Raw genomic sequence first — 10,542 nt, 5'->3', positions numbered from 1 at the left:
CCTGAGAGAAGCGCGGCCCGGCAAACGGGACGTCATCGCGTCGCCGGTGAACCGAACCACTCTGCGTCAGATGTGTCGTACTCATTGCGGGCTTTGGTGACGGCGACCCCTGCCATCGGCCGGCAGCCGCCGCCCCGTGCTCGCGTCCCCACTCGAAGGAGGCTCCGATGCACCACCGCACGTCCTCCGTCTCCACCAGCTCACGCCCAGTCAGTACGCCCGCCGTGTTGTTACTGGTCCTCGTGCTGGCGACGGCCGTCCTCGGCGGCCGGGCCGCCGCGAGCGGTCCCGCCTCGGGGGTGACCTCCGCCGCGGCCGCCCCCGCGGCGGAAGCGTCGCTGCCCTGTGACCTCTACGCGGCCGGCGGCACGCCCTGCATCGCGGCCCACGCGACCACCCGGGCGCTGTTCGCGGGCTACAACGGCCCGCTGTACCAGGTCCAACGCGGATCCGACCACGCCTACCGCGACGTCGGCCTGCTCTCCGCCGGCGGCTACGCCGACGCGTCGGCCCAGACGTCCTTCTGCGCCGGAACCTCGTGCACCATCACCAAGATCTACGACCAGAGCACCCATCACAACGACCTGGGCATCTCGTGGGGCGGCTACTGGAAGGGGCCGGGCCCCAACGGCGCCGACATCGGCGCGGACGCCTCGGCGCTGCCCGTCATGGCGGGCGGACACCCGGTCTTCGGCGTCAAGGTCACGCAGGGCGTGGGCTACCGCATCGACCACGCGGACGGAGCTCCCACCGGCTCCCAGCCCGAGGGCATCTACATGGTGACCTCGTCCGAGTTCACCAACCAGTGGTGCTGCTTCGACTACGGCAGCGGCGAGAACAGCCACACCGACACCGGCAACGCCACCATGAACGCCATCTACTGGGGCAACGCCTGCTGGTTCGGCGGCTGCACCGGCTCAGGCCCGTGGGTCGAGGCCGACCTGGAGAACGGGATGTTCCACACCAACACCGGCTCCAACAAGGACCCGAACAACCAGGGCATCCACTTCCCCTTCGTCACCGCCCTGGAGAAGAACAACGGGACCAGCAACTTCACCCTGAAGTACGGAAACGCCGCGAGCGGCGGGCTGACCACCACCTACTCCGGCGCACTGCCCAACGGCTACTCGCCGATGAAGACCGACAGCTCCCTGCTGCTCGGGACCGGCGGCGACAACAGCGTCTCCGGCCAGGGCGAGTTCTTCGAGGGCGCCATCACCGCGGGCTTCCCCACGGACGCCACCGAGAACTCGGTGCAGGCGGGCGTCACCGCCGCCGGCTACGGCAAGACCGGTGGCGCCGCGGCCGCCCCGCTGCGCAGCACCAGCGCCAACCGCTGCCTGGACGTCCCGAACAGCAACCAGGCCAACGGCACCCAGACGCAGCTGTGGGACTGCCACACCGGCGGCAACCAGCAGTGGACCCAGACCGGCGCCAAGGAGCTGCGGGTCCTCGGCGGCAAGTGCCTGGACGCCGAGGCCAAGGGCACGGCGAACGGCACCCGGGCGATCATCTGGGACTGCAACGGGCAGACCAACCAGCAGTGGAACGTCAACGCCGACGGCACCGTCACCAGCGTCCAGTCCGGCCTGTGCCTGGACGTCAGCGCCTTCGGAACCGCCAACGGGACCCTGGTCCAGTTGTGGCAGTGCACCGGTGCCGGCAACCAGAAGTGGGCCCGCAGTTGAGCCGGGACGCGACCGGCGTTCCGGCCCGCCCTCGTCCCGGCGCGGGACGACCGCCGGGGCGTAGGACGACGACCGTCCGGGTGTCGGCACGAGGGCCGGCGTAGGACAACCGTCCCGGCGCAGGCACCCGGCCCGGCCTAGGAGGACCGGCCCGGCACAGGACGACCGCCCCGGCCGGCCACGGCCCGACCGGGCGCCTGCCCGCGAACACCACCCCGTCCCCAGCCGGCACCGGCCGGGGACGGCTCCATGAGGGCGGTGTCCCAGCCGCCCCGCACCGCCCACCACCGTGCGAGGAGAGAGCGAACCCATGAAACCCACCCACCTGAAACCCACCCACCGCAGAATCCCGGTCTTCGGCCTCACGAGAGGGGCCCTCGCCGCGGCCCTGGCCGTCGGCGCCGCCGTCATCGCGCCCGCCACGGTCTCCCAGGCGGCGACGATGACCACCCTGTACGTCTCGCCGAGCGGCAGCGGAACCGCGTGCTCCTCCTCGGCCCCGTGCTCCCTGACCCAGGCGAAGACCTCCGTGGAGGCCGTCAACGGGAGCATGACCGGCGACATCGTGGTGCAGCTCGCGGGGGGAACCTACCGGCTGACTGCACCGCTCACGCTCGGCAGCGCCGACTCGGGCAACAACGGCCACCGGGTGCTCTGGCAGGCCGCCCCGGGCGCGAGCCCGGTGCTGTCGGGCGGGCAGCAGGTGACGGGCTGGACCCTGAAGGACTCCGCGAACAACATCTACGCGGCGCCGGTCCCGACCGGTGCCGACTCGCGGCAGCTGTTCGTCGACGGGATGCTGGCGCCGCGGGCGGCGATCCCGATCTCGCGCAACGACGTGAACATCACCGCCGGCGGGATGACCATCGTCAACCCGGCGCTGAACTATCTCGCCACGCTGCCGCAGCAGAACCGGATCGAGCTGGAGAGCCAGAACTCCTTCACCGACCGCTACGCCCCGGTGCAGTCCATCAGCGGGACCACCGTCACCATGCAGCAGCCGGCCTGGAACAACAACAACTGGGGCTACGACACCCTGTTCAAGCCCTTCGCCGGCGGCTCGCTGCAGCTGCAGAACTCCTACGCGTTCCTGAAGTCCACCGGACAGTGGTACCTGGACCCGCAGGCGGGCCAGCTGTACTACAAGGCCCCGGCGGGCTGGCAGGCCACGGCCCACGACATCGAACTGCCCCGGTTGACCTCCCTGGTGCAGATCGGCGGCAGCTACACCAACCCCGCGCACGACATCACCTTCCAGGGCATCGCCTTCAACCACACCACCTGGCTGCAGCCCAGCACCAACGTCGGCTACGCCGACCAGCAGAGCGGGGCGTTCCTGGGGGGCACCTTCACCCAGCCCTCGGACTTCATGACCTCCTGCCAGTCGGGGTGCCAGCTCTTCGAGGCCGCCCGCAACAGCTGGAACCAGGTGCCGGCGGCCGTGCAGGTCTCGGCGGCCTCCGCCATCACCTTCTCCGGGAACTCCTTCTCCCACCTGGGCCAGGTGGGCCTCGGCATCGGCAACGACAGCAACGCCCATGGCTCCGGCGTCGGCCTGGGAGCCTCGGGCATCACGGTCTCGGGCAACACGTTCACCGACGACTCCGGGGCCGGCATCGTGGTCGGCGGTGTGCAGCCCGACGCCCACCACCCGTCCAACGCCGCGATGACGAACCAGGACATCACCATCCAGGACAACCGGATCAGTGATGTCGCCAAGGACTACAAGGACATGGCCGGGATCCTCTCGACCTACGTCACCCACGCCGTCATCACCCACAACGAGGTCTCGGACCTCGCCTACGACGGCATCGACGTCGGCTGGGGCTGGGGCGCCAACGACATCGGCGGCAGCCAGGACTACCGCAACCGCGGCCTCTACAACTACCAGCCCGTGTACACCACGGCGACGACCCTGAAGAACACCGTCATCAGCTACAACAAGGTGCACGGCACCAAGAAGGTGTTCCACGACGGCGGCAGCATCTACACCCTGTCCGCCAACCCGGGCACGAGCATCGACCACAACTACGTCTACGACAACCGGAACACCGTCGGCCTCTACCTCGACGAGGGCTCCCGCTCCGAGAGCCTGAGCAGCAACGTGGTCCAGGACTCGGGCGTGTGGGCCTTCACCAACGCGAGCGGCAGCAACAACACCAACGACAGCACCTTCTCCGGCAACTGGTACAACGGCGGCGCCACCCAAGTCGCCACCGGCGCCCCGCACAACAACGTCCTCACCGGGAACGTCCAGGTCAGCGGTACCAACTGGCCGTCCGGGGCGCAGCAGGTGATCACCCAGGCGGGCGTGACGGGCGGCCCCGGCACCGGCACCACCGGAGCCATGCACGCCGTGGGCGCGGGCAAGTGCCTGGACGTACCGAACGCGTCGACCACCCTCGGCACCCAGACCCAGATCTGGGACTGCAGCGGTGCGGCCAACCAGACCTTCACCCGCACCCCGAGCGGTGAGTTGACGGTCTACGGCGGCACGAGCCGACTCTGCCTGGACGCCTACGGAAAGGGCACGAGCAACGGCACCCAGGTCGCCGTCTGGACGTGCAACGGCCAGAGCAACCAGCAGTGGACCTTCAACTCCGACGGCACCGTCACCGGAGTCCAGTCCGGACTCTGCCTGGACGTGACCGGCGTCTCCACGAGCAACGGCGCCCTCGTCCAACTCTGGTCCTGCAACGGGCAGTCCAACCAGAAGTGGAACCTCTCCTGAGGGTGTGCCCGTACGCCTGAGGGTGTCCCCGTACTCCTGACGGTGTCCCCGTACTCCTGACGGTGCCCTCGGCGGATGTGCTCCGGGGCCGGTCCCGCAACCGCGGGACCGGCCCCGGAGCCGTATTCAACTACGCAGGCTCCACTGCTGGTTGCCCGCGCCCGAGCAGGCCCAGAGCTGGACCTTCGTCCCGTTCGCCGTACCCGTGCCGCTGGCGTCCAGGCACAGGCCCGACTGCACTCCGGTGATCGTGCCGTCGGAGTTGACGTTCCACTGCTGGTTGGTCTGCCCGTTGCAGTCCCAGATCACCGCCGCGGTGCCGTTGGCGGTTCCCTTGCCCGAGGCGTCCAGGCACTTGTTGCCGTAGACCATGAGCTGCTTGCCCGTCGTGTAGGTCCACCGCTGGTTGGTTCCGCCGTGGCAGTCCCACAGTTGGGCCTGGGTGCCGTTGGTCGTGGCGGAGTTGCCGATGTCCACGCAGCGACCCGAGGCCTGGCCCACGAGTTGCTGGTTGCCGCCGCCGGGCGGGGGAGTGCTGGAGCCGAACTGGCTGAAGAACTTCCACACCTCACCGGACGTCCAGGTGCGCCAGCCGTCGCAGGTGCACCCGTCGATCGGGCCGGGGTCGTGGCCCGCTCCGTCGAACGCGGCCCAGACGACCGGATACCCGGACTTGCACCCGGAGTATGTGGTGACGACGTGAGTCAGGCTGCCGGACGCCGGCTCGGGCGGGTTCTGCGCGGTGCAGCCGTTGTTCCTGACGAACTGGTCACGCAGGTCCCGTCCCGAGGAGATGGGCAGGACGTTGTCCCGCAGGCCGTGGAGCCCCATGTACGCGATCGGCTGCGTGCCGCCGGCGCAGCCGCTGAGGTTCGCTCCGGAGTACACCGCGACCGCGCGGAAGACCGTCGGCCGGGCGCAGGCCAGCGCGTAGCTCATCGCGCCGCCGTAGCTGAAGCCGGTGGAGAAGAGCTGCGTCGAGTCGACGCACAGACCGGCTTCGAGCTGCCTGACCATGTCGTCGACGAAGGTGAGGTCCTGGCCGTTGGAGTTGGCCCAGCCGTTGTCGAAGCCCTGCGGTGCGACGAAGATGGTGCCGTTGTTGTCGGCGTCCGCCAGTCGCCTGAGCCCGTAGTAGGACCAGTTGTACCCGTCGGTGCCGCCGGAGTCGACGTCACTGGCGGTGCCGCCCCGCCAGTGGAACCCGAAGACCAGCCGGTAGGGGTGGTTCTGGTCGTAGTTGGCGGGGACCCGCAGGATGTAGCCGCGGTTCTGGCCGCTGCTGGTGATCGTGTGGGAGCCGCTCGCCAGCGACGGTGCCTTGCCGCAGCCACCGGTGCCCGCGGCGGCGTTGGCCGGAGAGGCCTTGACCGGAGCGGCGGCCCCGGCCGGAGCGGCGGTCGCGCTGAAGCCGCCGGCCAGCGCCATGCTGATCGCGGCCACGATGACGACCATCGAGGACAGCAGGGGGGTGAATAAGGATCTGCGTTTCATGAGCTCTTCCTTCGCTGTGGGTGGACAGGAGGTCAGGGCGCCGGCCGGCGGATGTTCCGCCGTCCGGTTGAAACGGTGCGATCGAGCGGGGCGGGCCCTCGGCGATGCGCGCGGGTGGGGCGTCGCCTGAGACGCGCGGGTGGGGGTCCGCCGAATGTGAGCGCTAACAAATTGCGGATGGTTCGTCCCTCCACCATGCGGCGGGACGATTGGAGGCGACGGCGGCAGCGTGCATCACTTCGCACGCGCCGTCAACCTTTCTCACAAGCACCCCGGCGTCCGTGCGGCGAGCGGCGAGCGAGGCGCTGACGCCGGGTCGAACGTCCCGGCCCTCACCGCCGGTCGTCTCCGCGTGGTTCGTCGCCCGCCGTCCTGACCCGCTTGCGGAAGGTCCCCGGCGGCGATCCGAAGTGTCGTTTGAAAGCCTTGGCGAAGGCGAACTCCGAGGTGTACCCCGTGTGCTGCGCGATGGTGCTCAGCGGGGCCGCCGAGCGGTGCAGCAACCGCGCCGCGGTGGCCATCCGCCAGTTGGTCAGGTAGGTCAACGGCGGCTCGCCGACCACCGAGGCGAAGCGGCGGGCGAACGCCGCGCGGGACAGCCCGGCGCGGGTGCCCAGCGACTCCACGGTCCAGGGGCGGCCGGGATCGTCGTGGATCGCCTTCAGGGCCGGGGCGACTGCGGGGTCGGTCAGCGCGGCCGTCCAACCCCGGGTCCGCTCCGTCGGCAGTTCGGCGTACCAGGACCGGAGGATGTACAGCAGCAGCAGATCGATGAGCGCCGTGACGACCGCGTCCGAGCCCGGCTGCGGCGCGTGGAACTCGGCGCACAGCTGATCGACCGCCGAGCGCAGCACCGGGTGGCGGCCGGGAACCGCGGGGAGGTGGATGACCTCCGGCAGATCGCTGAACAGCGGATGCGGGCGATCGACGTCGATCGCGTACGCGCCGCACACCAGCACCGTGCGCGGCCCCGGCCCGTCCACAGTGGCCTGGCCGATCGGCGAGGAACGGTCCACGCGCTCCGGTACGAAGTCCACCGGATCGCGGCCCGGCACGTCGGACAGGGTGTGCCCGCTGCCGCGCCGCAGGAACACGATGTCGCCGGGGCCGAGCGCGAGCGGTTGGCCGTGCGGTGGCAGCAGGTGGCAGTGCCCTTCCACGACCACATGGAACCCGGCTCCCGAGATCGGTTGGAACTTCAGGGCCCACGGGGCGTGCGCGTCGGTGCGCGTCACCATCGGGCGCCCCGTGCGCAGGACTTCGAGGGTGTCGCTCAGGATGTCCATGGCGCCACTCTAGTGCCCGCACGGCGAGACGATATGACAGGGAATCGAGATCTTCAGTCATTCATCGTCTCGATGAGGAGGCGTACGTTCGTGCCATGGCGGTGCCGAGCCCCGGCACCGCGTCGACGAAGGAACGGATCCCATGTCTCTGGCCGGCAAGAAGATCGTGATCATCGGTGGAACCTCCGGCATCGGCTTCGCGGTGGCCCGACAGGCCGCGGCGGCCGGCGCGCACGTCGTGGTCGCCTCCAGCAACCAGGACCGCGTGGACGCCGCGACGAAGCGGTTGGGCGAACCGGCCGAAGGCCGCCGCCTGGACGTCGCCGACGGGGAGGCCATTGCCGCGTTCTTCGAGCAGGTCGGGGAGTTCGACCACCTCGTCTACACCGCGGGCGAATCCCTGCTGATCAAGCCGCTGGTCGACACCACCCCGCAGGAGGCCAGGGCCGTCTTCGAGCGCCGGTTCTGGGGCGCGTTCCTCTCCGCCAAGTACGCCGCACCGCGACTGCGCGACGGCGGCTCGATCACTTTCAGCTCCGGCGTCCTCGCGATCCGCCCCCTGTCCGGGACCGCGCTCACGGCAGGTATCACCGGCGGCATCGAGGCCCTGGCCCGGGCACTCGCCGTCGAACTCGCCCCTCTGCGCGTCAACGTGATCCAGCCCGGCGTGATCCGTACCGAGCTGTGGGACGGCAGCGTCCCGGACCCGGAGGCCTTCCTCCGGGGCGCCGGAGCCGAGCTGCTCACGCGGCGTGTCGGTACTGCCGAGGAAGCCGCGGCGGCCTATCTCTTCGTCCTGGCCAACGCCTACGTCACCGGCACCACGCTCGCGATAGACGGCGGCGCGGCACTGGTGTGACCTGGGGCCCGGGGCGCCTGCTCATCCTCCGTGCGCGGGCTGACGGTTGGTCAGCCCGCCGAGTCGACCTCGGCCCAGTAGGCCTCCAGGCGGTCGGTGACGGCGGTCGGCCGGCTGAGCGGGGCCAGGTGCCCGCCGGGGATCTCCTGCGGGGTGATGCCGAGGCGCTCGCGGGTGATCCGGCGCTGGAAGTCGGCGGGGAAGAGGCGGTCGTCCCGGGTGATCAGCACCCGGGTGGGGACCTCGGGCCAGGCCGGCAGGTTCCAGGGGGTGGCGAACACCGCGTCGGACTCGGGCCGGTCGTGCGCCCGCGCCCCGGCGAGCAGGTCCTCCGGCAGGTCGTGCAGGAAGTACGTCTCCAGGTCGAACGGGGCGTCGGCCGGCCGGCCCTCCCGGACGTCGTTGGCGCGCATGGCCGCGCCCTGGCCGGTGTTCTCCCACCACGCGCCCGCCGTCTCGCCCGGCGCGGGGATCATCGGGTTGAAGAGCACCAGCAGCGAGGCCGGGAGCCGGGCGCAGGCCAGCGAGGCGGTGAACGCTCCCAGGGAGAAGCCGACCAGCACCAGACCGGTGCGGTCGCCGGCCGCCTGCGCGACCGCTTCGGTGTATTCGGGGAGCCCCGCCGAACCGTCGTCACCGGGCAGGTCGACCGCGATCCCCTCGCGCCCCCGGGCGCGCAGCTCGTCCACGACGCGGTGCCAGTACCAGGCCTCGCCGCCGGCGCCGGGTACCAGGACGTAGGTCGGTTCGGTCATGGCCGGCTTCCGGGGTCTCGGGTGGGGACGGGCGTCTGGTTGAAGGCGTAGTAGACGGCCAGGGCGCCGTGGACGGCGAGGGCGAGCGCCGCGGAGACGAAGGCCAGGCCGACGGTGGCGGGGTAGATGACCAGGCCGAGGCTGAAGCGGGCACGGGTGGCGCGGGCGGCCCGGACGTCGACGCGTTCGTCGAAGCAGTGGCCGGTCCGGGTCACGTGGTACCAGAACAGGGTGAAGGTGACGGCATGGGCCACCATCACCGCCCCGTACACGGCGGCGGCGACGTTCGAGGCGTCGGGGACGCGCAGGTTGTCGGCGACCAGCGCGGTGGGGAAGGGGAGCGCCGCGACCACCAGGAGGAGCAGCAGGTTGAGGAAGACCAGGGTGCGGTCGACGCGGGCGATGTAGGTGAACACGGTGTGGTGGTTGACCCACATCACGCCGATCACCAGGAAGCTGACCACGTAGGCGCAGTACGAGGGCCACTGCGCGCCGAGGGCGTGCCACAGTTCGCTCCCGCTGTGGGCCTCCGGCACCTTGATCTCGAGGATCAGCAGGGTGATCGCGATGGCGAACACGCCGTCGCTGAAGGCCTCCACCCGTCCCGAGTCGGTCGTCCCGGCCGTAGCCCGATCCGTCGCCACCCGGTGAGGATGGCAGAACTCGGGCTACGGACCGAGGAGCGACGCTCCGTCAGCGGACGCGTCGGGCGTCGGGCGTCGGGCGTCCTGCGTCGGGCGTCGTGCGTCGTGCGTCGGTTCAGGCCTTCCCCGCGTCCTTGATCTTCTCCATGGCCTGCTTCACGTCGCTCTTCGCCTGCTGGGCGCGGCCCTTCGCCTCGATCGTCCGGTCCCCCGTGGCCCGCCCGGCGGCCTCCTTGACCTTTCCCGTGGCCTTCTCGGCGGCGTTGCGCAGCTTGTTCTCGGTACCCATGGCACGGACTCCTCTCGTGACGGGGGCGGTCCCGTCCGCCCCGGGCGGCGTCTGCCCAGGAAGCGTCACTTCATGCCCGGCTGCCGGCGGCGGCCGGTCGGAGTGCCCGTCGTGGCGGCGCACGTGCTGGACGGGGAGGACCAGCCAGCAGGAGAGGAACCAGAGCATGACGGCAGCGGCGATCCAGCCCGCGGCCGCCGAACCCGTCGCCACCCGCAGCAGGAGCAGCAGCGCGGAGCCGATCGTCAGGGCCAGCAGGACCAGGCCGGTGGCGACCAGCCGTGCGGCGGCGTCGACCAGCTGGGGCTTGAGGTGGCGGCCGGCGAAGATCCGGTGATAGGCCACCGGGGCGGTGAGCGCGCCGGTGGCGAGCGCGCCGAGGACCACCGTGGCGACGTACAGGCCCCGGTCGAAGCCGCCGAGCTGGGCGAAGCGGGGCATGAAGACCACGCTCAGCAGGAAGCCGAAGAGCACCTGGGCGCCGGTCTGGGCGACCCGCACCTCCTGGAGCAGGTCGACCCAGCACCGGTCCGCCCGCTCCTCGGGGGACTCCCTGCGGCCGGTCCGGAGCCTGCCGGGGCCGCCGCGTCCGGTCTCGGGCGTGGTCATGGTGATCGCCTCCTGCCCCCTCAGGCGTGTAGCCGCCGTGCAGCCGGGCAAACGCGGGGCGTGGACGGCGTGGACGAGGAGCAGTTGCTGAGCCCGGCCCTGCCAGGGGCCGCGTTCCGCTCGGCGGTGCGCGTCCGGGCGACCAGGTGGGGCGCGCGGCATGATGGTCGGGACGCCACGACGCCGC

The 10,542-nt window shown here is 70.9% G+C and carries 8 protein-coding genes; 3 read left to right on the top strand and 5 right to left on the bottom strand.

From position 1 onward, the window contains the following. Positions 1-224: 224 nt before the first annotated feature. Together ACYP53_RS20425 and ACYP53_RS20420 are read left to right on the top strand one after the other, a co-directional pair. Positions 225-1,688, top strand: coding sequence for an arabinofuranosidase catalytic domain-containing protein (locus ACYP53_RS20425; RefSeq protein ID WP_459648414.1), 1,464 nt, complete (start codon positions 225-227; stop codon positions 1,686-1,688). Positions 1,689-1,998: 310 nt separating this feature from the next. After that, complete coding sequence (locus ACYP53_RS20420) at positions 1,999-4,419, top strand: ricin-type beta-trefoil lectin domain protein (protein WP_459648413.1); 2,421 nt, start codon at positions 1,999-2,001, stop codon at positions 4,417-4,419. Between the two features lie 126 nt (positions 4,420-4,545). On the opposite strand, the gene ACYP53_RS20415 is transcribed toward ACYP53_RS20420, so the two are convergent. Next, a complete protein-coding gene (locus ACYP53_RS20415) occupies positions 4,546-5,913 on the bottom strand; it encodes a ricin-type beta-trefoil lectin domain protein (protein ID WP_459648412.1) in 1,368 nt (455 codons plus the stop codon). A gap of 332 nt (positions 5,914-6,245) precedes the next feature. After that, a complete protein-coding gene (locus tag ACYP53_RS20410; protein WP_459648411.1) occupies positions 6,246-7,199 on the bottom strand; it encodes an AraC family transcriptional regulator in 954 nt (317 codons plus the stop codon). Between the two features lie 142 nt (positions 7,200-7,341). On the opposite strand from ACYP53_RS20410, the gene ACYP53_RS20405 reads away from it, so the two are divergent. Then, positions 7,342-8,058, top strand: coding sequence for an SDR family oxidoreductase (locus ACYP53_RS20405; protein ID WP_189914354.1), 717 nt, complete (start codon positions 7,342-7,344; stop codon positions 8,056-8,058). Positions 8,059-8,108: 50 nt separating this feature from the next. Here the strand turns inward: ACYP53_RS20405 and ACYP53_RS20400 are convergent, their stop codons facing one another. From ACYP53_RS20400 to ACYP53_RS20390, 3 genes are all read right to left on the bottom strand, one after another. Next, entirely contained in the window at positions 8,109-8,813 is a 705-nt protein-coding gene (locus tag ACYP53_RS20400; protein WP_459648410.1) for an alpha/beta fold hydrolase, read from the bottom strand. After that, positions 8,810-9,457 carry a TMEM175 family protein gene (locus ACYP53_RS20395; RefSeq protein WP_229928399.1) on the bottom strand — a complete coding sequence of 216 codons (648 nt, stop codon included), beginning with the start codon at positions 9,455-9,457 and terminating at the stop codon, positions 8,810-8,812. The genes ACYP53_RS20400 and ACYP53_RS20395 overlap by 4 nt, the downstream gene beginning before the upstream one ends. Positions 9,458-9,572: 115 nt before the next feature. Beyond that, entirely contained in the window at positions 9,573-10,355 is a 783-nt protein-coding gene (locus ACYP53_RS20390; RefSeq protein ID WP_459648409.1) for a DUF6328 family protein, read from the bottom strand. Between the last annotated feature and the right edge of the window lie 187 nt (positions 10,356-10,542).

This window comes from Kitasatospora sp. Ki12, from assembly GCF_054601375.1.
Note: the sequence above shows the minus strand (reverse complement) of the source record. Positions and strands in the feature narration are given on the sequence as shown.